Here is a 26558-nt window from a genome sequence, read left to right as displayed (position 1 = left end):
CAAGATGAAACTGTCAATTTGTACCGATGTCATGGGTGATCTGTCGTTTACCGACATGCTCGACAAGTGTGTCAGCCTGGGTGTTGAAGGGCTGGAAATGACTGGCGGCGGATGGTCCAGGGCCCCGCATTTCCGAGCCCAGGAACTTCTCGAAGACAAGGCTCTTTTGAGAAAAAAACTGAAAGAAATTGAAGTTCGCGGGCTTCAAATTGCTGCACTGAATTGCTCTGCCAATCCACTCGATCCGGGTGAGATGGGCAAACGCCACCGTCGTGAGATGGAAGACACCATTCGTCTGGCGGGCGAAATCGGAGTGAAGAAAATTGTCACCATGTCCGGTCTACCGGAGGCTGCACCCGGGGATATGGTGCCTAACTGGCTGGTGTACACCAAGAGCTGGCCGGATGAAATGCCGGAGCGAGATCGCTACCAGTGGGAAGACAGGGCATTTCCTTTATGGCGCGATCTGGTCAGCCTGGCTACCCAGGTTGGCGTGGAAAAGTATGCACTGGAAAATTTCTCCGCCATGTTGGTTTGGAATCCGGACACCCTGTTCCGTCTTCGCAATGAAGTCGGCCCTATGGTCGGCATGAACCTCGATCCTTCGCATCTGTTCTGGAAAGGGGCTTGCCCCATTGCCGCAGCGAGAGCATTAGGCGATGCGATACATCACGTTCACGGCAAGGATACCCGCATAGAACGTGGTCTGGCAGATATTAACGGCTTGCTTGAGTTGCGTGAGGTGACTGACGTTGCCAGCCGATCCTGGAACTATGTTGCGGTAGGTGCAGGGCACGATCTGCAATGGTGGAAAGAGTTCTTCTCGGTGGTTGGAATGATGGGCTACAACGACTGGGTTTCGTTGGAGATGGAAGATTTTACGATGTCTACCGAAGCCGGTATTCAGTCGTCTATTGACGCTCTCCAGGCGACCATCATTCGCTGACCACTTGTCCGCAAAGCAATACCAGTCCCGCTTTGCGGACTTTTTTAAACGATTGCTTTTTTCAGGCTGCTGAATAGAACAGAGAGATCAGTGATGACGATGTCCATTTCTTTGACCTGTGCGCCCTGTTGCTGGGGAGTGGATGACATTTCGAATCCGCACCTGCCAGCCTGGACTCAGGTGCTGGATGAGGCTGCTAAGGCTGGTTTTCAAGGTCTGGAGCTTGGACCTTACGGTTATATGCCGCTGGACGTGGGCGTTCTGTCCTCGGCTCTGCGGGATAGAGGGTTGAGCATCGTTGCCGGCACTATTTTTGATGACTTGGTCAGTATTACCAACCGTGATCAATTATTGCGACAAACAGATGAGATCTGCGGGCTGCTGAGCCAACTGCCTCGGCCGCAGAAGACCCGCTCACTGAAAAAACAGCCAATAAAACATGGAGAAGACGGCCCCCAAGCGCCCTACCTGACGGTGATGGACTGGGGGCACGACGAACGTGACTTCGCTGCCGGTCATTCCGATAGGGCGCCGCGCCTGGATTCGACCCGGTGGCAGAATCTTATCGACAACATCCGTGCGATTTCGGAGCTGGCTAGAGACAAGTACAACATTCGTGCAGTGATTCACCCTCACGCCGGTGGTTACATCGAATTCGAAGATGAGCTGGCGAAGATTGTGGAGGACATCCATCTGGACACGGCGGGCCTATGCCTGGATACCGGTCACCTGTTGTATGCGGGCATGGATCCCAGGGAGGCATTGAGCCGCTACTGGCAACGGGTTGATTACATTCACTTCAAAGACATCGACGCACAGGTTTATGCCGAGGTGATGAAGGAAGACATCCGTTTCTTTGACGCCTGTGCGAAGGGTGTCATGTGCGCTATCGGGCAGGGCGCAATCGACTACCCGGCCATCCGTTCCTTTTTGGCAGAAAAGGGTTATCGCGGTTACATCACTATTGAGCAGGAGCGAGATCCTCGCAACGCCGGCTCAATACTTCGCGACCTGACCGCATCACGAAACTATCTATTGCAGACAGGATTTTGACCGTTATGAACAAGCAACTCGATGTCATTACCCTCGGCCGTGCAGGCGTTGACCTTTACGGGACACAAATTGGTGGCCGACTTGAAGATATGGGCTCCTTTGAAAAATACATCGGCGGCAGCCCAACCAATATCGCCTGCGGCGCTGCCAGGCTGGGTTTAAGATCAGCGCTCATTTCACGGGTGGGCAATGAACATATGGGGCGCTTTATTCTTGAGCAATTAAAGCGTGAAGGAGTCTGCATAGACGGCGTTAAAGTTGATCCGGAAAGGCTTACAGCCCTGGTCATCCTGGGAATCCGCGATGAAGATCAGTTCCCTCTGATTTTCTACCGGGAAAATTGTGCCGATATGGCTCTTTGCGAGGACGATATTGACGAATCGCTGATCGCTTCAGCTCGCGCCCTGGTCGTAACCGGAACGCACTTAAGCCACTCCCGCACCGAAGCGGCTGTTGTAAAAGCTTTGCAACTGGCTCGAAAACATGGACTCCGCACCGCACTCGATATCGATTATCGTCCAAACCTTTGGGGGGTTGCCGGCCACGGGGAGGGAGAAAGCCGTTTTGTGGCCAGTGAAAAAGTCACCGAAAAACTGCTTTCGACGCTGCATTGGTTTGATCTAATTGTCGGTACTGAAGAGGAATTTCATATTGCTGGCGGTTCAGTGGATACCGTATCAGCCCTGCGCAGGGTAAGAGAACATTCGGAAGCCACTTTGGTGTGTAAGCGTGGTTCTCTTGGCGCGGTGGCGTTGGAACAGACCGTACCGGATTCGTTAGATGACGGACTGACCGGTGAGGGTTTCCCGATAGAGGTATTTAATGTCCTGGGAGCTGGTGACGGCTTCTTTTCTGGATTGTTAAAAGGCTGGATGGACGATGAAGGCTGGCCTGCGGCGTTACGTTATGCCAACGCTTGCGGAGCTTTTGCGGTCAGCCGGCACGGTTGCACACCGGCTTATCCAAGCCTCAAAGAATTAAGCTTTTTCCTTAACCGAGGAGTGGTTCGTACAGATTTGCGTAACGAGCAAACACTCGAACAGATTCATTGGGCGACCACCCGCCATACCCGCAATGGGGGCGACTGGTCGACCATGCGGGTCTTTGCCTTTGATCATCGTTTGCAGCTGGAGGAAATGGCCGACTATCACCCGGATAAAGGTGCAGCTTTCAAGAAGCTTTGCCTGCAAGCGGCTGTTGCCGTGCAGGACAGTCGCGATGGCTACGGCATCCTATGCGACAACCGGATTGGTAAAGCAGCGTTGCATGCCGCATCCGGTTCCGGGTTGTGGATTGGCCGGCCGACAGAATGGCCCGGTTCACGGCCATTGAGATTGGAGCCCGAGCTGGGTGCTGACTTTGGTGGCCTGCAGGAATGGGCAAAAGAAAACGTTGTCAAAGTACTGTGTTTTTGCCATCCGGATGATGACGAAGCCACTCGCTCTGCTCAGGAGGAGACCGTCAAGCGGCTGTTTGAAAGCGCTCGCCGCAACAGGCTGGAGTTTTTGTTGGAAATTATCCCTTCGAAAGTCGGGCCGGTTGATGCCACAACGGTGGCGGCACTGATTCATCAGTTCTACGAACTGGGCGTTTATCCCGACTGGTGGAAGCTGGAGCCCATGACTGACGAAAACGCCTGGCGCAACGTAATTGATGCCATCGAATCCCATGACCGGCACACCCGCGGAATCGTTGTTCTGGGGCTGGATGCCCCCCAAGCAGAACTGCAGGCAAGCTTCGACATTGCCGCGAAGTTTGATCTGGTCAAAGGATTCGCCGTGGGGCGTACCATATTCGGCGATGCGGCACGGGCGTGGATGAGCGGAAAAATTTCTGACGAAGAAGCTGTTGCAGACATGACGAGCCGCTTTCGTCGCCTCTGCGACATTTGGGACGAAGCAAGATTCGCAGCGATGCGAGGATACCAGCATGAGGTGCAGGCAAATGGCTAAAACAATCAGGCTTACAGCCGCACAGGCAATGATCAAGTGGCTGTCCGTCCAAATGACAGAAGACGGGGAGCGCTTTATTGAAGGCATGTGGGCGATTTTTGGACATGGTAACGTCGCCGGTATCGGCGAAGCCCTGCATGGAGCCGGGGAGGCTTTCCCAACCTGGCGTGGACAAAATGAACAGACGATGGCACATGCCGCTATCGCCTACGCCAAAACCCATAAACGAAAGCGCGCGCAAGCGGTTACTTCATCAATCGGACCAGGCTCCACCAACCTGGTGACAGCTGCAGCGCTGGCCCACGTCAACCGTCTGCCGTTGTTAATGGTATGCGGCGACATCTTTGCCAACCGCAGGCCTGATCCAGTACTCCAGCAAATTGAAGACTTTGACGATGGTACCGTCAGTGCGAACGACGCTTTTCGCCCGTTGGTTCGCTACTTTGACCGAATTACCCGACCGGAACATTTGCTTACTTGCCTGCCGCGAGCTTTATCGGTGATGACCGACCCAGTCAACTGCGGCCCAGTGTGTCTTGCCTTCTGCCAGGATGTCCAGGCAGAAGCATTTGAATATCCCGAGAGCTTCTTTACGAAAAAAACCTGGCGAATCCGCCGCCCGCTACCTGATCCGCGAGAATTGGCCGATATTGTTTCGATGATCCGTTCTGCAAAGCAACCGGTGATTGTTTCGGGAGGCGGTGTGATTTATTCAGAAGCCGAGGCTGAGCTGGCGTCCTTTGCCGAAACTCACAATATTCCTTTTGTTGAAACCCAGGCAGGGAAGGGGGCAAACGACTGGAAGCATCCTCTCAACTTCGGATCGCCCGGAGTGACCGGCTCCCAGTGTGCCAATCAGCTCTGTGAACAGGCCGATCTGGTGATTGGTATCGGCACCCGCTTCCAGGATTTCACCACCGGGTCCTGGGCATTGTTTAAAAACGGAGGGCGGCGTTTGGTGTCTATCAATCTGCATGGATATGACGCCGGTAAGCATGGCGCGATGCCCTGTGTCGGAGATGCCAAAGCCACTTTGGCGGCTCTTTCCAAGGAGCTTTCCGGCTATCGTGGACCGATGTTTGATACGCAGTCGCGCCTTGATTGGCTCGATAAAGTCGCTCAAGTCACTTCCGCTCCGTCGACAGACTCGGTCGCTTTACCTACTGACGTACAGGTGATTGGTGCCGTGCAACGGGTTGCCCAAGACAACAGCGTCGTTATGTGCGCCGCAGGAACCATGCCCGGTGCGTTACAGGTGCTTTGGCAGGCTGCGCAGGGAGGCTATCACATGGAATATGGCTATAGCTGCATGGGGTATGAAGTAGCCGGCGCTATGGGGATTAAGTTGGCGCGGCCGGATAAAGAGGTGATCTGCTTCGTTGGTGACGGTTCCTACATGATGGCCAATTCAGAACTGGCAACTGCGGTCATGCGGCGGGTGCCTTTTACCATCGTACTGACAGACAACCGTGGTTACGGCTGTATCAATCGTCTGCAAATTGAGTGTGGTGGCGCTGAATTCAACAACATGTATAAGGACACCAATATCGAAGTGCAGCCGGAAATCGATTTTGTCGCCCACGCCGCGGCGATGGGGGCGTACGCCGAAAAAGCGAGGTCGATCACGGAGCTCGAAGCCAAAGTGGTGGCGGCGCGAGGCCGTAACATACCTACGGTGATCGTTATCGATACTGACGCGACTCCCGGCACCGGTGTGGGTGGTCATTGGTGGGACGTTGCCGTACCCCAGACAGGAGGCCCCGATCGCTTGGAGCAGGCAAGGGAAAAATACAACCGTAGCGCTGCTTTTCAGCGGACTTTTGATTAGGCAAGTCTGCTCAGAGCAACAATCCAGGCCAAACCAGAACTACAACCAGGGTGAAATCTCGCTATCGACAGAGCACCCAAATAACAGAGCATTATTGGAGAACCTTATGACCGTTATCGGAAACTACATCAATGGCAAGTCATCACCGATCAACAGCGGTCGGATACTCGATGTTCATAATCCGGCCAACTCTGAAATCGTCGCTCAGGTTGGATTATCGACCGCCGAGGAAACACAGGCGGCCATAAAGGCAGCAGCGGACGCCTTCGAGAGCTGGTCGAAGACTCCTCCACTGCGCCGCGCCAGGGTAATGTTTAAATTCAAGGAATTGATTGAGGCCCATGCGGATGAACTGGCAACACTGATCACCCTCGAACATGGCAAGGTCTTCTCAGACGCCAAAGGTGAACTGATCCGTGGGCTGGAAGTGGTGGAATTTGCCTGTGGCATACCCCACCTGCTAAAAGGCGAACACAGTCTTAACGTTGGCCGGGGCGTCGACAGTCATTCTCTGATGCAACCTTTGGGAGTGTGCGTTGGCATCAGCCCTTTTAACTTCCCTGCGATGGTACCTATGTGGATGTTTCCGATCGCCATTGCCTGTGGCAATACTTTCGTCATGAAACCGTCCGAAAAAGATCCAAGCACGACTTATCGCCTTGCTGAACTACTAACACAGGCGGGTCTGCCCGATGGCGTTTTCAATATCGTCAATGGCGATAAAGAAGCGGTTGATGCGTTACTCACCGACCCGGAGGTCCAGGCGGTCAGCTTTGTTGGTTCAACACCTGTTGCAGAGTACATCTATTCCACTGCCTGTGCTCACGGTAAACGCGCACAAGCGCTGGGTGGAGCCAAGAACCATATGGTGGTCATGCCCGATGCAGATCCCAGCTTGGTCATTGGTTCTTTGATGGGAGCTGCTTATGGTTCGGCGGGTGAACGCTGCATGGCGATTTCAGTGGCAGTCTGTGTGGGAGAAAAGACCGCGGATCATTTGATACACGACCTGACCGAAGAAATAGCCAAAATGAAAATTGGTGATGGAATGAGTACACCAGAACCTCACATGGGGCCTTTGATTACCGCCGAGCACGCCGCCAAAGTTCGCAATTACATTGATCTGGGCGTGGGTGAGGGGGCAACCCTGGTTGTTGATGGGCGAGATACTTCCCATATTAACGAAGGTAAAGGATTCTTTGTGGGACCGACACTGTTCGATCATGTGAAGCCTGGTATGCGCATACATCAGGAGGAAATATTTGGCCCAGTGTTGGCGGTTGTTCGAGTCGACAGTTATGACGAAGCTGTGAAAATTATCAATGACCATGAATATGGCAACGGCACTGCCGTCTTTACCCGTGATGGAGATACTGCGCGCAAATTCAGTGAAGACATCAAGGTCGGTATGGTCGGTGTTAACGTGCCAATTCCAGTACCGATGGCATTTCATAGCTTTGGTGGCTGGAAGCGGTCCCTATTTGGTCCGTTACACATGCATGGTCCGGATGGAGTGCGCTTCTTCACCAAGATGAAGACCATTACGAGTCGCTGGCCAACCGGCATGCGAACGGGGGCTGATTTCAATATGCCGACGATGGGGTAATACGATGTCTCGTTTATTAGTCAAACCCACTAAACCAGACGCCAATGGCAGAGTTCTGCAAATAACCCCGGAACTTGCCGGGTGGTCCTATGTCGGTTTTGAAGTTTTTACGCTCAAGACAGGTCAGTCGCTGACTGAGGCGACTGGTGATTGCGAGGTCTGTCTGGTGTTACTAAGCGGTAAAGCTGACGTTCAGACTGCAGGGCAACTATGGTCAGGTATCGGTCAGCGAATGAGCATTTTTGAAAAGATTCCGCCTTACGCCGTTTATGTTCCCAACGACAATGAGTGGACGTTGACTGCACTAACCGATGTTGAGTTGGCAGTGTGTAAGGCGCCCGGCCACGGTAATCACTCTGCCCGACTGATTGCACCGGATGAGAAAAAAGTCTCGGTGCGGGGTGAGGGTGCAAATACCCGTTATATTCACGATATTTTACCGGATTGGGATGACGGCGCTGACAGTCTGTTAGTCGTGGAGGTCTTCACTCCTGCAGGCAACTGGTCGAGTTATCCGCCACACAAGCACAGTGTCGATAACATGCCTGAAGAGTCCTGCCTGGAGGAAACCTATTACCACCGAATCAATCCAAGCCAGGGATTCTCTTTTCAGCGAGTCTATAACGATGACCGCACGTTGGATGAAACCATGGCGGTAGAAAACGGCCAGGCGGTCATGGTGCCGGAGGGCTATCACCCCGTCGGCGCTCCCTATGGCTATGATCTCTATTACCTGAATGTTATGGCCGGTCCAAAAAGGGTTTGGAAGTTCAAGAATGATCCTGATCACGAATGGATGCTGAAGAAATGAAGGGCCCTTAACTTCACTGGTTTCACCGCTAACAAATACTTGAATTGAATCGCCTCTTAGAACGGAGAATCAGCATGTTAAGACTGGGGCTAGTTGGTTACGGCGACGGCGGAAGATACTTTCATTCGCCTTTTATTGAGGCCGCCGAAGGAGTGCAGTTAGTCGGAATCGTCACCCGCTCACCGTCACGAATAGCGGCCGTTAAGCAGGAGTGGCCGGACATTCCGATCTATCCCGGTCTGCGCGAGATGATCGAAGCGGGTGTTGACGCGGTCACGATATCCACACCACCGGAAACCCGGCGGGAACTGGTGCTTCAGGCCATCGAGGCCGGACTACATGTTATTGCCGATAAGCCCTTTGCCCCAACGGCTGAAGGTGCCCGAGAGTTAAAGTTGGCAGCGGAGAGAAAGGGCGTAATTCTCAGTGTATTTCATAACCGTCGATGTGACGCCGATATCCGCACGCTTCGCAAAGTGATAGATAGCGGTCGGCTCGGTGCTCTTTGGCGGGTTCATTCGAGGATGGACCTTGATAATCCGCAAACAATTGAGCCCGGGCCTTCGGGCGGCGTTTTGCGCGATCTTGGCAGTCATCTGGTTGATCAGATGTTGTGGCTTTTAGGTCCGGTGACCTCTGTTTTCGCTCAAACGGATTGCGTCGATCTGCCGGAAGGGTCAACTGATGTTGGTTTTACCTTAACGCTCCGTCATAAAAGCGGAGTAAGCTCTCATCTTTCCGCCAGTAAGAGCAACTATCTTGTTGCCCGGGAGTTTCATGTATACGCAGAGCTTGGCAGCTACGTCGCTTCCGGTACTGACGTCCAGGCGAAAGCCATTTTTAATGGAAAAAGACCAACAGACGATCCGGTAACCTGGGGCTACGAGCGAGAGGAGTTTTGGGGACACTTGAGAACAGAGCGGGGCGATGAAATGATTCCATCGGAGCAAGGCCGCTATCATGATTACTACACGGCCTTTGCCCAAGCTGTGAAAAATGGGACTGAACCGCCTGTAGCTGCGGATGAAGCCATCGAGGTGCTGAAGGTGCTTGATGCCGCAGCCCTAAGCGCAGCACAAGGTCAGGTTGTGAAAATAATATAGTTCAAAGTACGCAACCAAAAAACCATAGCCTAGAGGTATAGCCAGGACACATGAAAGCTCTGGCCGCCAGATGCTTTTTAAAGCTTTGTCCTACCTCGGCGCTTGCTCTCAGCACATAGTTTTTTCCTGACGAAGGAGTAGTATGTCAGAGGAATAGGGAAATTAGCTTCTGAGAGAAAACGACATGAAAGGAATCATCTTAATGAGCTATGCCGTGCTGGCATATGCGATCGGTTTAAGCTCCCTGCTTTATATGGTGGGCTTTCTTATCAACGCTTTTGTTCCGAAAGGAATCGACGGCGGTTACGCTGAAGGTGTTTGGACATCTTTGGCTGTTAACTTTCTCCTGGTCAGTGGTTATTTCGTTCTGCATTCGGTGATGGCGCGACCGGCATTCAAGCGTAGGTGGACGCAGCTCATTCCGGAGTCGGCTGAGAGAAGTACCTACATTTTGGTGTCAGGCGTGACCTTTTATCTGCTTGTGTATCTCTGGCGACCTATTGATATTTCCATCTGGTCCCTTTCGAATGAATACATCAGGGCAGTCCTGGTTGCCATCTACTTGTGTGGCTGGATGGTCATGGTGTTTGCCACTTTTAATATTGATCACTGGTCTTTCTTCGGGCTTCGCCAGGCGTGGTTGAGCTACTGTAAAAGATCAGCACAACCAACGGGTTTTAGTGCCCGTTATCTCTATCGTTTTACCCGCCACCCGATCAGTTTATGTTGGTTTGTTGTGATGTGGGTGAGTCCGGATATGACGGTCGGGCACCTTCTCCTGTCCCTGATGGCCACCCTTTATATCCTCATCATTACTCCCATTGAGGAAAAAGATCTGGTGAGTGAAATCGGACAGCCTTATGAGCAATATCAGAAACGTGTACGCCGATTTCTTCCCCTCCCGAAAAAAGCTTCTTCATAAAGACGATCTGCTGGCTGAGCGAGCGGCCTTTAGAAAGCCACTGAAACTCAGCCAGCGGATGATTTATTTGCTAGTAATGGTGATCGTCACCAAAGTTGATCGTTCAAAACCATCGCTTAGCTCAACTATGAACTGGTCCTGCCCTGGGAAGGTCAGGGCAGGACTGTAGACGAAGCTTGCGCCTTCCAGGGTTACAACTCCGTATTCAGGTGGTACGGCCAGAGTGTGGGTAATGTCGTCAGCTTCCGGGTCGTACCCTGCCAAAGAAGCTTTTAAGGGGCCGGGGCCTGAATAGAAGAACGTCTGGTCCCATGAGACAGGCAGAAGATTTTCGTGAGCACCGATATCTTCATGTGGGCCTTGCGGGCGTAGATTGTCTGCGAAATCCGTCGTCGCAATAAGGGGAGGGGTGGCATTATCAACGACATTGGTATTGATCGAAGCCACGCGATAGTCATCCAGCGTCGGATTGACGAACTGAGCCTGGGATGGGGTGTCGTAATACTGGTTGCCTTCTATCACAATATCGTTGTTGCCGATGTCGCGAACGGGGCTGATCATATCCTGGATATCAACCAACAGGTTGTTGCTGATATAACCACTATCCAGATTGCTGTAATAACTGATGCCATATACACGCGCACCGACGATAGTGTTGTTATATAAGTCGGCACTATGACCGGCTGAAATCAATATACCGTGCCCCTTGTCTCCACTTTCCAGTCTGCCGGAATCGATCACGACATTATTGTAGACCTCGAAATGAGAGGTGCCCGTATCGAAGTATTCTTTGATATAGATGCCAGCCCTGTCCGAGCCCTTTATCATGTTGTTGTAAATTTTCACCTGATGCACGTCGGTCCCATAAATGGCGTGCATGTCATTGGGGCCATTGTTGTGCAGCCAGCCAGTGTTAATCACTTCGTTATGATGGATGCGATTGTTCGATTCCCTGAGTCCGCGAATCTGAATGCCTTCATATCCAATATCCTGCAAGTGATTGTAGGCAACCGTCAGATTACGGGTTGTCGAATAAGCGCCACCTGCCTGATCCGCGGATTTACCCAGGTAAAATCCTTCCTCTTCAATGTCGTGAATGTTGTTGTGATGAATGTGTATCCCATCAGTGATTGGTGGGTTGCCCCCTAATGGATACTTGCTGCCAAAACTGATTGCCATGACGGTGTGGTCAATTTCCAGGTACGCCAGCTCAATAAACTGCGTGTAAGCTTCGCCCATGCGTATTCCCTTGGTCGCTCCGTCATGAACATGGATGCCTTGCTCTAGATTGTCATTACCTACGCCCATAATCTGGACGTATTTGCAGGCATCCAATTCAATCGTGTGTCCGCCTTTCTCCAGCTCAACCATACCTTTGTTAATGATCACGATGGGGCGATCTTCTGTACCTTGAAGTCCCCAGATTCGAAGAGTTCTGTCACGGACACCTGAAGATATTTCAATACGATCTCCGGGTTGGATATAGGGGAAGTTGATGGGCTTTCCCGCGCCGTATACGGCATCAGCCACGCGGGGACCATACATATGTGATACGCCGTTGTAGCCACTATCCGGTGAAAAGGAGTAGCGATTGATGAAGGCGTCTTCAATAGAAATGAATACCCTGGCTTGAGCTCTTTCTCCCTGTGAATCCAGGGCATAAAACTCGAACACATCTATGCCAACAAAATCCTCCTGTGGAGAGTAAAGCCACTTTGAATGATTGTCTGATTGCCCCGGCAGTGCTGAAAGTGGAGATAGTATGCCGTGAGAGGGTGAGGCAAGGATGACAAACTTCTGCAGATCCTGGTCACTATCCGTGGTATCCAGATTTATTTCTATGGGCGTGTTTATTGTCGCCACATAACTTGTATTTGACACATAGGGAGCCGCTCGAACGGATGTGGCGAACGGAAATGCCACTAACAAACCAACAAATAGCCAAGCTGAGATCAAAGTGCGCTGGTCATTCGACATGCTACGATTCCTCCTGAAATTCCCTTAGGCATCCTGACCATTAAGCGGTCGTAGCCTTCCAGATATCATTCTAGTAGGTGATAAAATGTTTTCTAGTAATCCAAGAAAGGCTGGGCGGGCATGATAGCTGGGAGGTGCTAAGCAAATAACAGGTGTTCGTGGAATTACATTACGCCTCTCTCAGGCTTTATACTAATCACAGATTTATGCATGCCTTCCCTGAATGTTCGAGGGCTGACTCCCAATTTCTTTTTGAACACGCGGGAGAAATACAAAGCATCCTGGTAGCCCAAGTAGACAGCAACTTGATTTACAGGAAGACTGGATGTAATTAACAACTGACGGGCCATGCTAATACGTTGATCTTCAATCCATTGCCTTACCGAAACTCCCAATTGATCTTTAAATAAATGGGAAAATCTGGAACTGGACATGCAGGCTATGTGAGACAGTTCTCGTATTGATAATTCCCTTGCCAGATTTTCGTGAATGAAATGGCAGGCACGAAGTATTCGTTGATCTATCGTGGTGCATGGCCGGGCATGATCAAATTCCCGGCATCGAATTAATATTTGTTCCAAGAGGTTCAAGCAGAACTCCTCAGAAAGAAAAGTTTCGTTTTTACTGGAGTGATCTACGGTCTGGAAGAGTTCATCGATGGTTTCATAACTTTCGTCAGGAATCTTGAGGAATCCGACATTATTAATGGTCCGAGACCAGTTCAGCCATTCTGTCCATGTTGCTCGTGGCCGAAAATAGATCCACCGGTGATGCCAGGAGTCGCAGTCAAAATGGCGTCCGTAATCATGCGTGGCCTGAGTGGGAATCAGCATCATATCGCCCTTTTTGACCTGTACTGGCGAAGCGCTATTGGGAAAAGCCAGCCCCGAACCGGAAACCGTCAAATTAATCACATAACCCTTTAACCCCTTGGGGCGGTCTATCCAGAAATCGAGTTCCCCTCCCTTGTAAATGGGGGTTAATCCAGCAACCAAATGCGCGTTAAAGGGATACCCCGGCTTTAGGGGATCGAGTTTTCTTAAGCTACCCATAGCTGCGAACTACAATTCATAATTTAGGCCTGACAATAGAGTCAATCAAAGCAATATTGAAATACGTATTAAAGCGTGAGGAATTAATAATAAATTCTCTATAGACGTCAAATGCACATGTCGTTATTTGGAAAGAGTTGGCAAAAAAATCAATAAACGTAGCAGGATTGTCTATATGTTTATTTTATTTAATCTCGTTAAAAAAATGACTTTAAAAATGGAATACTTTGTTACATGAAAATATGAAGGATAAATGACTGCGGACTAATACTATCATGATAGGAAAAATGGATGATGATCAATGGGTTATTACGGATGTGGCCAGTCTTTCGGATCGCTGAAAGAGAAAGCGAGCAGAATATGTAAATATCTATTTTCTCGGATGATGTGCAGATATAACCACTCACAATATTAATAAGAAGTATTATGAGAAGTGTTATGTACATCAGTGCTTTTTTGTTGTATTGATTAGCGCTGGTGCCTGATAATCAAGCATCCAGTGTGGAAGGAATGCGGCCAGGGCGGGCTTACTTGATTTTGTCGGCCAATATACAGATAACCCTCTTCCTTTTTTGAAACTGGATTTGCTTTCCATTCAAACAGTCAATTTGTCCATATATAGAGTTATTTGCCCCATACATTTCCTTCAGACCGGATTGGTACACTCACAAGAATAGGTACACTCGCAAAAATATTTATTCATCGCCAAAACCGGTATTCAAGGAAGTTCTAACATGTATATCAAGATGTACAGCCGTACATTAAAAGGGCCTATCTTTAGTAAAAGTGCACTAGTACTGGCCTTGGTAGCCTTTCAATCCCAGGCCGCCACCAATCGTCCTGACGGATATTCAACCATTTGTAAAACCAATGACATTTGTTCCGTTGGTCAAACCACAAAGGTTGCTTTCGGGGCCTCGCGAAAGTTTGTCTATAAAGTCCTGAGCGGAAGCTTCTCATGCTCAGCAGGCACCTTTGGAAGCGATCCCATTCCTACGAAATCTATAAAGGAATGTTCAGTACCTTCTGGCGTATCTTCGAGTACCGGCGGTTCGGCAGGTGATAGCTCTGTAAGTACAGTTGCACTGACAGGGGCGGCAGGTGACAGGAAGGTGTCTCTCACCTGGTCAGATGCCGGAACCGGGTCTCCTTATCAAATCTATTATGATACCGACGCCAATCCAAAAGGCAGATCCCGTCTTGCGATAGTCAGCCCGAGTGTACAGAGTTACACAGCCTCAAATCTGATTAACAGAAAAAGCTACTGGTTCTGGGTCAAATTTCTCGCCAGTGATGGAACCTATCACAACTCCAGTGCTTTCAAGGCAACTCCCGCAGGCAGTTCTTCCGGAGGCAATCCAACGGATGGGGTGGTAGTGGGTTCGGAGTCAGAAATCCTATCAGCAATAGCTACTGCTTCTGCGGGCGATATTATCTATATCCGCGCAGGCACCTATTACTTCGATGACACCATCGAAATAGATCAAAGTGGCAGCGCGTCAAATCCGATTAAATTGAGCAAATATCCTGGCGACTCTGGAAGGCCTTTGTTTGATTTTTCCAGTATGTCTGAGCGCTCCAGTAATCGGGGCTTAGAGCTAGGGGGCAACTATTGGTACATCTACGGTATTGATGTGCAGAATGCCGGCGATAACGGGATGTTCATAAGCGGCTCTAATAATACGATTGAATTCTCAACCTTTTCGCGGAACTCCGATACCGGTCTGCAGCTGGGGAACGGTGCCAGCCACAACCTGATTAAGAATGTAGATTCGTATTTTAATGCTGATTCCACGCTGGAGAATGCCGATGGTTTTGCCGCAAAGCTGGACGTGGGCAGTGGTAACAAATTCGAAGGATGTCGTGCCTGGAATAACCTTGACGATGGATTCGATGGGTATCTTCGTGGCGCCAATAATGTCACCACCACCTACGAAAACACCTGGGCAATTCGTAACGGCTACGACATGCACAACAATCTTGTCGCTGGCGACGGTAATGGTTTCAAAACAGGTGGCAGCGATACAAAGGATCTCAAACACAACGCCATTTACATTAACACCATCGCCGCTGGCAATTCTCACGACGGCTATGATCACAATAGCAACCGCGGCAAGGTCACTATATACAATGCCATAGCACACCAAAATGGCAGGAACATAAGCTTCAGCAATTCTAACTCGGCTCAACAACTGATCGTCAAAAACACCATCTCTTACGATGGACATTCGGGTGACAGCCTGAAGGCCGGCTCTACGAATATCTCCAATAACAGTTGGCAGTCAGCTTCCACTGACTCTAATGACTTCTCCAGTATCAATATCGATGACCTGCTGGCACCACGCAAAGCTGATGGAAGCCTTCCTGATGTCGACTACTTTCACCTGATCAGAGGCAGTGACTTGATTGACGCAGGAGTCAATGTGGGTCGTTCGTATAACGGTTCAGCTCCCGATATTGGTGCATTTGAATCGCACTAGATTTATTTCTGGAACTAAACAGATGCTAATAACAAGGGAGATCTATTTATGTTTGTGAAGTGCGCCGTTGGTGGTCAGGCACTGGGTAAGGTCGGCTGTTTCTATGCGGGAATATTGGGCTTGGCGATGAGCTCAACGTCGGTGTTCGCGGAAAATTGCTCCGAAATGCCTGTTAGCGGAAAACTCTACAGTATTATCAATTACAGTTCGGGAGCGGCGATTGACGTTGAAAAGAAGTCGAAGGACGCGCTGGCCAACGTCATTAGCTGGGAGTACCGGGGAGGTTCCAACCAGCATTTCTACCTCCATGAAACAGCTGACGGTTATTGGACTATTCGGGCCGCCCATAGTGGCATGAATCTGGATGTTCTGGGCTCTTCAACATCAAATGGAGGCAACATCATACAATGGAATCCCACCGGAAGTGCCAATCAGGAATGGCGGCTAAAACAATCATCCAATGGCGCTTATAACATTGTGTCCCGGAGCAGCCGACTGTCTCTGACAGTGGCTGGCTCTTATCGAGGGGCTAATATTTACCAGAATGCTGATGAAGCCAACGCCTCCCAACGCTGGTATTTCAATCCGGTCGATTCAACCTGTGGAGAACAGGGCGACATGGGCGGCTTTGCGTCTGTTGCGGGAAAAGACGGGCTTCATACAACCACTGGGGGAGGCAATGCAACTGGGGTGATTGTCAGAAGTTGTGATGCGCTGGTTACCGCAGTATCTTCTGAGCGGCCTGGAGTGATTTACATCCCCGACAATACCACCATCAATTGTCATACCGCGAACCGTCGACAAGTGGCTTGTGCCATTAAGTGCCCAAGCTATTCTGGTGACTCCAATAAAACGTTTTACCGCGTGCCTGTGGGGAGCCAAACCTGTACAGAGCTGGGATCAAATACAGACTCAGTGGTATACCGAAACCGTAATGACCGGCATATTCATGTAAAATCGAACAAATCAATTATCGGACTTGGCCCTAACGCGCAAATTACCGGGGCCAGTTTTACGCTTGGCAACTCAAAAAATGTCATTATTCGTAATCTGACCATTAAAAACGTCAACCCCGGACTGGTAGAAGCGGGTGATGGCATCACCCTGGATAACAGCAGCCACATATGGTTGGACCATCTTAAGTTTCAAAACATCAGTGATGGCCACGTGGACATGAAGAACAGTCAGAACGTGACATTAAGCTGGAATCAGTTCGATGGCTATAACCCTCTGGTGTGTGGTAACCAGCACCATTACACCAGCCTTGTTCAGGACACCCAGGTAACCCTGGACCACAACTTCTGGAATAACGTATCTGGGCGAAATCCGAAAATTGTCGGTTCCAATACCCGGGCACACATATTCAACAACTACTGGCGCAACGTTACGTATTTCGCCATCAGCGTCGATCAGCAAGCTCAGGCACGGCTTGAATCAAGCTTCTTTGAAAACAGCACCAAACCTCACTGGAATCATGGGGGAGGGTATCTGGACGCCGACATTGCAAGCAATCGATACACTGGACGATCCGCAACGGATTCGTACAAGGACTCGGGGAGTCCCTGGGTACTTTCGGATACACCTCAGTACCCCTATAGCCTGGATAGCGCGGATTCCTTGCCGGAAATACTTAAGGCTGGTTCAGGTCCTCAGTAGTCCTCTCAGGACAAGTAACCATCTCAGGACAAAATGCCAGGGTGCCGAAGTCGCATAATGCGTCGGCATCTGCGGCATAACCGCTATGTCGTCGAAAATAAAGAGGGAGGGGGGGGATTTTTGGTAGATTCAAAAAGATACCCCGTAATCTGCTGCACCAAGTGGTGGCTGGGTACGTCGTAACCTTTTGATTTCGTGTATCTTACGCAACCCAATCTCACTAGAGCTTTATATTGAGTAATGCCGATGAATTGTTGCTTTCGCCAGAGCAACTCCAGGTCGTAGGGTTGGGTCTACTATTTTTTAAACACCGTAACTGATCATTTGGGTTCTTGGTTGGTACGGGGTAACTCTTTTGTGCTGCCCCTTAATACCTTCAAGGTTAGCTTTTTTGATATCGGCGAATCGATCAGGGAAAAAGCAAATGATAAGAGGTGAAGGCTATCACTACGTGCGGGAGGGCACTTACCTTTCTGGCTTGAATGACATATCACGCCATCTTCATTGTTTATAAAAAAGGGGAGAGCTGCGCTAAACAGCAGCTCTGTATTGTCTAGATTGACTGGAAAGCACATCCCTGTGCCGCTCATGTCATGCCGAGTCCCTGGCTGATCAATATAGAATTGCCTGATTAAACGGTGTTACTCGGAAACCCACTCCAGAGTTACATCACTAAACTCGCTGTAAGCCTTCAGGCTCATATGCCATTCTTCCGCGGCAGGATTATCGAAAACACAGGTTTCATTATTGCCATTTTTGTATGGGCGGCAGTCGTACTCAGTATCTGTTGGTTTACTGCCTTGACGCACATATAGATCGGCGTCGCCACGGCCTTCGCCAGATATAATAACGGTTAGCGTTCTGGTGCCTTCGGGTATACGATCACTGAAATGCAGCCATTCACCTCGTGCTGCTGAAAGATTGCTCTCTTTGCCGCTGCCTTCTTTTCCGTCATCACCTCCGGCGTATGAACCAACCAGGCTGACGCCACTATAGCTACTATACCCATGCAACATAATGAAGTAGTCTCCTGGTGTCACCGCCATATCGGCACAGGTCTCATTGTTCCCGTTCTTGTAGGGGCGGCAATCATAGTCCGATTTGCTTGGTTTGCTGCCGGCTTTTACATACATGTCCGCATCGCCTGAGCCGCCGGAAATTTCAAAGCTCAGATCGGTTGCGCCTTTAGGCACCTCAAGAATAAAGTACATCATGTCGCCTGAAGCGCCAGCCAATCCGGTTCTCGGGACACCGTTTTCCAATCGATTGGGAAGGGGGTCACTGCCTCCGTCGTCTATGTTGGACAAAATCCACGTCTTGAACTTTGGTACGGACGTATAGACCCCATATTTGCCTGGTCGGGCACAGCCTTCTCCCCAGCTAACGATCCCCAATTGACGAAACTCTCCCGCCTGATTAAAGAACAGAGGTCCGCCGGAATCTCCCTGACAGGAGTCCTTGCCGCCCTGTGTCAATCCTGCGCAAATATCGTTTTCAGTAACGGAATTTCCGTAAGCGTCGCGGCAATCTTCCAGTGAGACAACCGGTACATCTACCTTCTGCAAGGTGCTTGATCCACCTCCACCTTCACTTAAAGCTCCCCAGCCAATCACAGTGGTCGTCATGCCGTCGTAGACGTCATTGTCGTCACCGAGAGAGATACGGGTATACCGGTCATCCACTTTATCTACCAGTTTCAGTAATGCGATGTCATAACTGGGGTGATTGATGATTTTAGTAACCTGAATTGACTGGGTGCCACTCGAGTCATTCTGGTTATGCATCCCGGCAACTACTTTAAAATCACTAGGTGATTTCCCCTCGGTACAATGAGAGGCAGTGAGGACATAAGAGTCGGCAACAACCGATGCACCACAGTAATGTCCAAAACCGCTGAGTTGCAGTGATGTCATAAAAGGAAATTCACCCGGTGTGGCTTCCTCTCCGCCCACAATTTTGTGGAGAGTGCTGCGCGAGCCACTGGCAGTCTCCGGCTCACCGGAATCTGCCTGAACCAGGCCGACGCAGAAAATTCCAGCCAATGTCCCGAGTAAAATATTGCGTTTGTACAGTTTCATTTAAAAATCCCCTTTCCTTGAGGTATTTTGGGAGGGAGGATGGTTTTTTATTTTGGCCATCCCACGAGGATGGAACACCGGCCGGGCTGAAATCTCTTGCCCTGCATAAAAAGTCTTGGCGTTCAATCACTTCCTTTCTTAATGAATACATGACGACAGAAGGTCGCCTGTAAGCACTATCTAATTACGATGGTTTGTTAATTTGGGTTTATGCTGACAGGAATTATTTTTAACACCGTTCAATCTATGAGGCTGGAAGTATTGAAAAGTTAGCTTAGCCGACGATTGGCGTTCCCTATGGCGCAGTCAAATCCTGAATCAAAGAGATAGATGGAAATGAGGAAGCGTCCGCCGATACACTGGTGATTGTAGCAATAGGCAATGCAGCCACAACAATCGTCGCCGCTATAAACGGGTGAAAAGATAATAATTCATTTAATTGCGCACCTCTTTAGCCGGTTGGATTAAATATTGAGGGCAGGTTAAGGTTAGGAGCAAAATGCGTGAGAAAAGCCACTACCCTTATAAAGGGCAGTGGCTTCAGATATCAGATGAAGGCTATAGATAGATAGTGACTATAGCACTATTAATAAAAGTGGAAATAGCGGGTGCAGTGGTAACCGTCGGCACCATAGCCGTTATCCGTGCGGTCTTTTGAGAACACATTCCAGTCTAAAAATTCATTGAGAAAGGAATCTATATTTGTCGTATTGATCTTGCAGAGAGCGTGCTTATCCGTATCATCATTAAAGCCATTGCCGGGGCGCTCAAGCTTTACTCTCTCAAAATAGGTGCCAAGCACTTTACCACCCAATGTTATGACGCTCAGCTCAAGGTTGTGATATTCACGCTTCCCTTTTTTAACGAAACTATCGTATTTGAGATATTTACCACGGTCTGTCAGGGGAGGGTCAACGAGAAACGTGTCGCTTCGGTTTTTAGACTGAAAACCCTCTCCAGGTTTTAGCCACATTTCGTCGTAGGTAACGTTATTCTCAGACAGCTTTATGTACAGTGTTTGTCCCGTATCGTTGGTGAAGCCATAGTAAGCGCGCCCATGAGCGCCTTCTTTCGCCATTGCTTGGAAAGGTAACGTTGCGAAAAGCCCCAGGCCAGCCAATGTAGCGCAATTCTTGATGATGCGTTTCATTCTTTTACTATCCTTTGTGTTTTAAATTAATGATCCGATTAGAGATTAGATATAAATCCAATTTCATTTGATGCTTAAAGTACGCTCTAACCCTCAGTAAGAAGGTTGTGAACTTCAGCGGGCGGCATTCTACAACTTAAAAAAGGAATGATTAGACCTCGTTTGGAAACTACATGTTTTCAAAATCAGTACATATCTGACCGTGTTTTGTGTGGAGCCCAGAGGTTATGCAGAGGAAACTTCAGTGAATGCAGCCGTATAGGTTCCATGTTATTTTAATCGGACTGGTTTTGTTATTCGGTGAGCACGAAGAGAATCTACAGGAAGCCTGTTTCAAGCACGAAATCTATAAATGCCCGCACTCTGCGTTTGACCGATTTCCGGTCCGGATACACCAGCCATAATTGATTCTCGTTGTTTATCCATTCTTCAAATAGGGATACGAGACTACCTTCTGCAATATGTTTGGCCACAAAAAAATCAGAACAAAAAAGAATACCTGCATGCTTGTGGCATGCCTGAACGAGGGTAGTGACGCTATCTGAGTAAATGCAGGCATTAATTTCTAATTGAAAAGCCTGCTGGTTTTGCGGATTTTTGAACGACCAAGCTACACTCTTGGGGGAAAGTTGATCCGAATAAGCGAGACAGGGTAACCGAGTGATATCTTGGATCTCATTAGGACTATGTGTTTTGATGAATCGGGGGCTTGCGCATAAACGGTATGGCGCTCGCCTAAGTGGTCGTGCGATCAGGTTTGGATCAATGGTGGGAGATAGTCGAAATGCCAAGTCGAACGGCTGTTCAACCAGATCAATACATTGGATCGAGACATTTGTAACGAAGGTGACGTCAGGGTGTAACTGCTGGAACTTGCATATTGGTTCCATCAGCAGTGATTCTCCAATTCCAGGAGGTAAAGAAATAACAATAGGCCCTGATAAATGCTCCTGTGTTTCGATCACCAATTGGTCATTTTGTTCTAACGTCTTCAGCAATTTGGCCGAATGCTCGAAATATACCTCGCCCGCACTTGTCAGTACCAAGCGTCGGTTACTCCGATGTAGCAATGTGACCCCCAGGCGAGTCTCAAGGTAGGTGATTTTCTTGCTGATATTTGATTTGGTTGTACCTAGGTATTCGGCTGCTGATGTGAATGAGCCATATTTGGTAGCAGTAACGAATTCTTGAATGCCGATCCATTTATCCATGATGCACTATTCTATATTTCCGGTGCGAGGTTGGAGAACCCTCTGTAGTCTTAGTCCCGATTAAATTTTAGTGCAAATAGGGGTGGCCGCTCTTCGCACGAAAATTCAAGTGTTATTCCACAATACATCATGTTTCCAGATGATGTCTTCTGTTGAGTTAGTGCGAGCTCTAAGCTTGCTCACTTGCCAACCAGAAGAGTCGTTAATAGATGCCGACATATATATTTTTACCCGTACCGAACGATGAAATGCTAGGAAATGCCGAGGATTGGGTTGAAGGTTTCAAGAAAATAGGGGGAGATGTCACGATTCTCATTAACAAGGATAGTCACGGACTAAATCGAAAAGGTCTGCGCCACTTGTTCGGATTAGGGGCACTAAGACAACTTACCACCGCCGATACGCTGTATGTCATGGCACATGGTCGGTCGGAACGACACCACTATAATGGTATAAAGTTAATCGGCGCGCGTAGAGGTGATGTATGGAAGAACTATACCCCAGAGCATTTAGCTAGCACGTTATACAAAGAGGGATTGCGAACGGATTTTGTGGACCTTCGCCTATTCTGTTGCAATAGCGGGGTTGCGCGGGATGATGATGGTAGGTGCTATGCACAGGACTTGTGTGATGCAATGCGTGATCGGTATCCAGGCATCCAGGTGACGGGCTATGAAGGAACACTATATAGTAACTATGGCCCGAGATTCAGGAAGAGTGATTTTTCAAATAGAGGAAATTCCGATTCTGCAATAAGGGTAGTTGATAGAGGTATTGAGCCTGCATTGTATGCCCGTGACTATTCTTTAATGGGGCGTCGTGGTCGAGCAAGCGACTTTAAGGTTGTATATGCTGCCAATGAAATCTAGGGAAGCAAAACTTTAAGTAGGGAACGCTTGCAGACACTGTCCAGCTCACTAACAAGCCATCCATCTACAAATCAAGTCCTTGTGTTCTGCCGTTTCCAGCGATATGCAATGGAATTCTTTTTCACGTGTTCTATATTCAATCTATAAGTGTTCTATATTCAGTCTATAAAGAGTAGCCAGGGAGATTCTGAGCATCTCCCCAAATCAGTCCTAATACGGTCCGATTAACTCATCAGGAATACTTCCCATGGAACAGGTGACTTTCTCCGAAGCTGAACACCAGAATAAGAAACGTCAGACTGACTACCGGATGAAACCACAATCCTCAACTTCCGTCATCTGCTGGAGCGTCACCGTTTGGGCTGGATGCTATATCTTCAGCCATTTACGTCAAAAGTTGTAATTATCTCAGAACTTTAGGGTTATCCAGATTCTCTCCGGATGACAAGGACAAAGGTATCTGTTATGTCGATGAATAAAATTGAGCATGTAGTGCATTTGATGTTGGAAAACCGGTCTTTTGATTCGGTACTCGGCTGGCTGTATCAGCATAAATCCCCACAGCGCAATATCCCTCCAGTAACACCGGGCGATGAGTATCGTGGTTTGCAATCGGTTGATCTCGCATCGTTTACCAATGACGTAGCAAAACTCGATATTTCTTCTCCGCCGATAAGAGGCGCCATCGGCGCCAGTGTGCCGGACATTCACCCAGGTGAAGAGTATCACCATATCAATATGCAGTTATTTGGCAAGCATGATGTGGCCACGGGTGACACCCCGACCATGAAAGGCTATATGCAGGACTATGCGGATATGTTGCGAATGGGGGGGTATAAAGAAGATGCAATCAAGTCGATGGCCGATATGGTGATGCAGAGCTTTACTCCTGAGCAATTGCCGGTGCTCAATCAATTGGCTGAACATTATGCTGTTTGCGACGAATGGTTCTCCTCTGTGCCTTCCCAGACAAACACCAACCGGGCATTCGGTTTAACTGGTGATGCCCATGGCCTGGTTGATAATGGTTTTTTGGAAGACAACCCTTATGCCCAAAAACTCAGCGACATCCTGGGGATGGGGATAGGGGACGACCGTTTCCCGGAAAAAACCTTATGGAATGCGCTTGAAGAGGGGGGGCACGATTGGAAGGTGTTTTTCCAAACCTCGATGATCCCCAAAAAGATCTCCAGACTGATCGAATACGGCAATGAGGTGTCGAAGATCCTGCCTTATCTCGGCGACTTTGGTAAATGGCTGCAAGAAAAGCTCAGCGAAATATCGCCTTACGCAGACTATCTTTATGAAATCTCTTCCGGTGAAGTTGAGTCATGTTACAGCTACCGGCTTTATTCTCAAGTCAGAGAAAATATTCCGGATGCGGCTTCACATTTCGCTAAGACCGACGATTTCCATGCCTTGGCCAGAGCTGGCAAGTTACCCAAATACAGTTACATAGAACCTTATTGGACGATATCCAAAACAACCGTCGACCGAAGCTATTATCGCCCGTTTACTGCCATGGGTAACGATTACCACCCACCAGGTAATCTCAATGAAGCTGAGAACTACGTCAAATCCATTTATGAAAGCCTGATAGCCAACAAGGAGTCCTGGAATAAGACCTTGTTTATCATCACTTTCGATGAGCCGGTCGGCTCATTCGACCATGTCAAACCACCGTCTGCAACGCCTCCATGGGGGGATGGTCAACCTGGCTTTAAGCTGCAAGAAGGATTTGAGTTCAACCGTTTCGGCGGCAGGGTTCCCGCTATTCTGGCCTCTCCGTTAATTGAAAAAGGCACCGTATTCCGCTCCAAAACGGATGTGCCTTTTGATCACACATCGGTGATCAGCACAGTACTGGATTGGTGTGGTATGGCCGGCAAAACAGCCGAGTTTGGCGAGCGTACCAAAGCAGCGCCAAAATTTGACCACACCATCACACGGGACACACCAAGGAGCGATGCCGGCGATATCGGTTTCCTCAACCTTGGCCGCGAGATGGGTTCACCCGTCAGTTATGGCGACCGCTTCTATCTAAAAAACCAAAACGGGGATATCTTGAGTGACTTTAAGTTGGCTGAACTGGCGGGTCCGGTCAGCTACATCCCAGAGTCTATTCATGGTATTGCATTCGATTTGAATTTGATGCAGAAATTTCCGACGCTTGGTCAAGAGGGTAAACCCCGTTTGTTTTGCCTGGCAGCCGATGTCGTGGACCCTAAAGAGATTTGCCACAACGATGTCCTGCGCATTGTTTCTGACGAACAAGGTCTCGGCTCGTTTAACTATCTCGGCGCATGGAATGAATCTCATGACTGTTTTTACTTCAATATTTACCTGCGTGGCGAACATGCTCCCAAGCAATTGTGGCAAATTCAAAAGCTGGAAGGCGAAGGTTCGGTCAAGTTCGGCGACAAGGTTTACCTGGTCAACCAACACTTTACCAATCAACGACTGAGTCAGGATAAACGGCCGCTGCAGGGAAGGTGGATTACCACCAGAGAGCAGGGCGACTATTGGATTATTTTGCCGGTGGAATGATCATTTAATGCCGGGATTATTTAGGTTTTCATGAGGCGGGCTCAGTAGTGAAAGATTAGTACCTGGAAGCTACCCCTATAATCCTTGCACTCGTTATGGCTTCTAAACCTGCCCGCCAAGTGTTTTTAAATAACCTCCGATACGGTGAGGCCTCCCGCCTCACCGATTTTTGCTAAGCTTAGAAAGTTCTAATTTTGAATGCCGCTAATTAGGGAAGGTCTGCAGGTTTTGTTTTGACGCCATCTTCGCACCATTCATCCAGCAAAATGTACAACTCACCGACTTCAATATTTTCGAAGTGCAATACAAGCGATGCAGCAAAATCTATCAAGAATATTGAATCGGTATTCTAAGAAATCCAGATAATGCTGCTTCATTTTTAGGGTAGGCAAATACTACTTACCCGATGACAATAGTGTCAGTTGGTGATCAGGGTGAAATACCGCAGGCCTCCTGCTGCCGGCTAAAAGTCCTTTTTTCTTTCGACGTCATTATCAGGTCCGAGTACTTGTTGAGTATTTTGGTCCACTGCACTATATATTCGCAACGATATTGGTGATTGGGTGGCATCCACTCATCAGGACCTTTGGCTCCTTTCTGTTGGTTTAAGCGATCATCCACGGCAAGCAGGTTGTCAGGGTCATTGGCGTAGACCTCCTTCTGTTGAGATGACCAAACATATCCACCATGATCATTTGCCCATCTCAGCGGGATAATATGATCTATATCTAAATCGCTGGCCAGGTGATAGATCTTGCCGCTATAAGGGTCATCCCAGGTGCCCGCAGAAACGCCACAGCGATTATCGGACAATGTCACCGGCGTTTTTGCCTGCGCCTTCAGTATTTCGTGTCGGGTGTTCATGCAATTATGATCCAAGTCAGACCAATGCTTCCAATCTTCACGGCGATACACTGCGGAAAAGGCACGCCCGTTCGTTTCAGCATCTATTGTTGCGGCTTGAACTTGTTGCTGATTGGAAAAGCACGGCTCCTGATGGCAGTGATATTCGCCGGATTGTCGGTCGTAGTGACCGCCTTGAGAGTCATGTCGGCCGGGGTGACAGTATACGACGGCCGAAGAGAGGCATAGGATGACCAAGGTCAGCCTGATAAATGTTCGCATGATGAAAGATTTCCGTAGTGAGTCAAAAATGCCGGTGCATTATGCCGATATGAAAGTGCATAACAAGAGGCGTGTGGCTGCCACGTTTCATCCCTCACTCTTAATTGCGTCAAACTTCCATAGATATCATGTGAAGTTTCCAATTCGCTAAATCGCTATTGTTGTTTTGCAGGGATAAACGTGTGAAAGTGC

Annotated in this window: 19 protein-coding genes; 13 read left to right on the top strand and 6 right to left on the bottom strand. The window is 49.0% G+C overall.

Annotation, left to right across the window (positions count from 1 at the left end):
- The first annotated feature begins 4 nt into the window (after nt 1-4).
- From BTA51_RS26350 to BTA51_RS26315, 8 genes are all read left to right on the top strand, one after another.
- Nucleotides 5-946 (top strand): sugar phosphate isomerase/epimerase, encoded by a 942-nt coding sequence (locus BTA51_RS26350; RefSeq protein ID WP_094712069.1) that lies wholly within the window; start codon nt 5-7, stop codon nt 944-946.
- Between the two features lie 93 nt (nt 947-1039).
- On the top strand, nt 1040-1999 hold the full coding sequence (locus BTA51_RS26345; RefSeq protein WP_094712068.1) for a TIM barrel protein: 960 nt from the start codon (nt 1040-1042) through the stop codon (nt 1997-1999).
- A 5-nt stretch (nt 2000-2004) separates the two neighbouring features.
- The gene (gene iolC / locus BTA51_RS26340) at nt 2005-3951 is read left to right on the top strand and encodes a 5-dehydro-2-deoxygluconokinase (protein ID WP_094712067.1); all 1947 of its coding nucleotides are present in this window, start codon (nt 2005-2007) and stop codon (nt 3949-3951) included.
- The gene (gene iolD / locus BTA51_RS26335) at nt 3944-5779 is read left to right on the top strand and encodes a 3D-(3,5/4)-trihydroxycyclohexane-1,2-dione acylhydrolase (decyclizing) (RefSeq protein WP_094712066.1); all 1836 of its coding nucleotides are present in this window, start codon (nt 3944-3946) and stop codon (nt 5777-5779) included. Before iolC ends, iolD begins: the two co-directional genes overlap by 8 nt.
- 106 nt (nt 5780-5885) lie before the next feature.
- On the top strand, nt 5886-7385 hold the full coding sequence (locus tag BTA51_RS26330) for a CoA-acylating methylmalonate-semialdehyde dehydrogenase (RefSeq protein ID WP_094712065.1): 1500 nt from the start codon (nt 5886-5888) through the stop codon (nt 7383-7385).
- A 4-nt stretch (nt 7386-7389) separates the two neighbouring features.
- Complete coding sequence (iolB, locus tag BTA51_RS26325) at nt 7390-8196, top strand: 5-deoxy-glucuronate isomerase (protein WP_094712064.1); 807 nt, start codon at nt 7390-7392, stop codon at nt 8194-8196.
- Nucleotides 8197-8270: 74 nt separating this feature from the next.
- Nucleotides 8271-9299: a Gfo/Idh/MocA family protein gene (locus BTA51_RS26320; protein ID WP_094712063.1), complete on the top strand. Its 1029-nt coding sequence runs from the start codon at nt 8271-8273 to the stop codon at nt 9297-9299.
- 184 nt (nt 9300-9483) lie between these two features.
- Nucleotides 9484-10221 carry an isoprenylcysteine carboxylmethyltransferase family protein gene (locus BTA51_RS26315; protein WP_141215683.1) on the top strand — a complete coding sequence of 246 codons (738 nt, stop codon included), beginning with the start codon at nt 9484-9486 and terminating at the stop codon, nt 10219-10221.
- A 63-nt stretch (nt 10222-10284) separates the two neighbouring features.
- Here the strand turns inward: BTA51_RS26315 and BTA51_RS26310 are convergent, their stop codons facing one another.
- On the bottom strand, nt 10285-12198 hold the full coding sequence (locus BTA51_RS26310; protein WP_094712061.1) for an Ig-like domain-containing protein: 1914 nt from the start codon (nt 12196-12198) through the stop codon (nt 10285-10287).
- A gap of 164 nt (nt 12199-12362) precedes the next feature.
- A complete protein-coding gene (gene araC, locus BTA51_RS26305) occupies nt 12363-13250 on the bottom strand; it encodes an arabinose operon transcriptional regulator AraC (RefSeq protein ID WP_094712060.1) in 888 nt (295 codons plus the stop codon).
- 734 nt (nt 13251-13984) lie between these two features.
- Here araC and BTA51_RS26300 point away from each other — a divergent pair.
- Together BTA51_RS26300 and BTA51_RS26295 are read left to right on the top strand one after the other, a co-directional pair.
- Complete coding sequence (locus BTA51_RS26300; RefSeq protein WP_210404929.1) at nt 13985-15730, top strand: right-handed parallel beta-helix repeat-containing protein; 1746 nt, start codon at nt 13985-13987, stop codon at nt 15728-15730.
- 48 nt (nt 15731-15778) lie between these two features.
- Nucleotides 15779-17386, top strand: coding sequence for an RICIN domain-containing protein (locus BTA51_RS26295; RefSeq protein ID WP_094712059.1), 1608 nt, complete (start codon nt 15779-15781; stop codon nt 17384-17386).
- 641 nt (nt 17387-18027) lie between these two features.
- On the opposite strand, the gene BTA51_RS26290 is transcribed toward BTA51_RS26295, so the two are convergent.
- From BTA51_RS26290 to BTA51_RS26280, 3 genes are all read right to left on the bottom strand, one after another.
- Nucleotides 18028-19464, bottom strand: coding sequence for a trypsin-like serine protease (locus BTA51_RS26290; protein WP_094712058.1), 1437 nt, complete (start codon nt 19462-19464; stop codon nt 18028-18030).
- Between the two features lie 586 nt (nt 19465-20050).
- Nucleotides 20051-20614 (bottom strand): hypothetical protein, encoded by a 564-nt coding sequence (locus tag BTA51_RS26285; RefSeq protein WP_094712057.1) that lies wholly within the window; start codon nt 20612-20614, stop codon nt 20051-20053.
- A 317-nt stretch (nt 20615-20931) separates the two neighbouring features.
- Nucleotides 20932-21825, bottom strand: a complete 894-nt coding sequence (locus BTA51_RS26280) for a LysR family transcriptional regulator (RefSeq protein WP_094712056.1) — start codon at nt 21823-21825, stop codon at nt 20932-20934.
- Between the two features lie 209 nt (nt 21826-22034).
- Between BTA51_RS26280 and BTA51_RS26275 the strand changes: the two genes are divergently transcribed.
- From BTA51_RS26275 to BTA51_RS26270, 3 genes are all read left to right on the top strand, one after another.
- On the top strand, nt 22035-22694 hold the full coding sequence (locus BTA51_RS26275) for a hypothetical protein (protein WP_094712055.1): 660 nt from the start codon (nt 22035-22037) through the stop codon (nt 22692-22694).
- A 247-nt stretch (nt 22695-22941) separates the two neighbouring features.
- The gene (locus tag BTA51_RS30295; RefSeq protein ID WP_168188300.1) at nt 22942-23097 is read left to right on the top strand and encodes a hypothetical protein; all 156 of its coding nucleotides are present in this window, start codon (nt 22942-22944) and stop codon (nt 23095-23097) included.
- Nucleotides 23098-23159: 62 nt separating this feature from the next.
- On the top strand, nt 23160-25241 hold the full coding sequence (locus BTA51_RS26270) for an alkaline phosphatase family protein (RefSeq protein WP_168188299.1): 2082 nt from the start codon (nt 23160-23162) through the stop codon (nt 25239-25241).
- 429 nt (nt 25242-25670) lie between these two features.
- Here the strand turns inward: BTA51_RS26270 and BTA51_RS26265 are convergent, their stop codons facing one another.
- Complete coding sequence (locus BTA51_RS26265) at nt 25671-26366, bottom strand: HNH endonuclease (RefSeq protein ID WP_094712053.1); 696 nt, start codon at nt 26364-26366, stop codon at nt 25671-25673.
- Nucleotides 26367-26558: the final 192 nt, after the last annotated feature.

Origin of the sequence: Hahella sp. CCB-MM4 (assembly GCF_002260525.1) — a bacterium.
Taxonomy (GTDB): Bacteria; Pseudomonadota; Gammaproteobacteria; order Pseudomonadales; family Oleiphilaceae; genus Hahella.
This window is presented reverse-complemented; position numbering and strand designations above follow the sequence as displayed.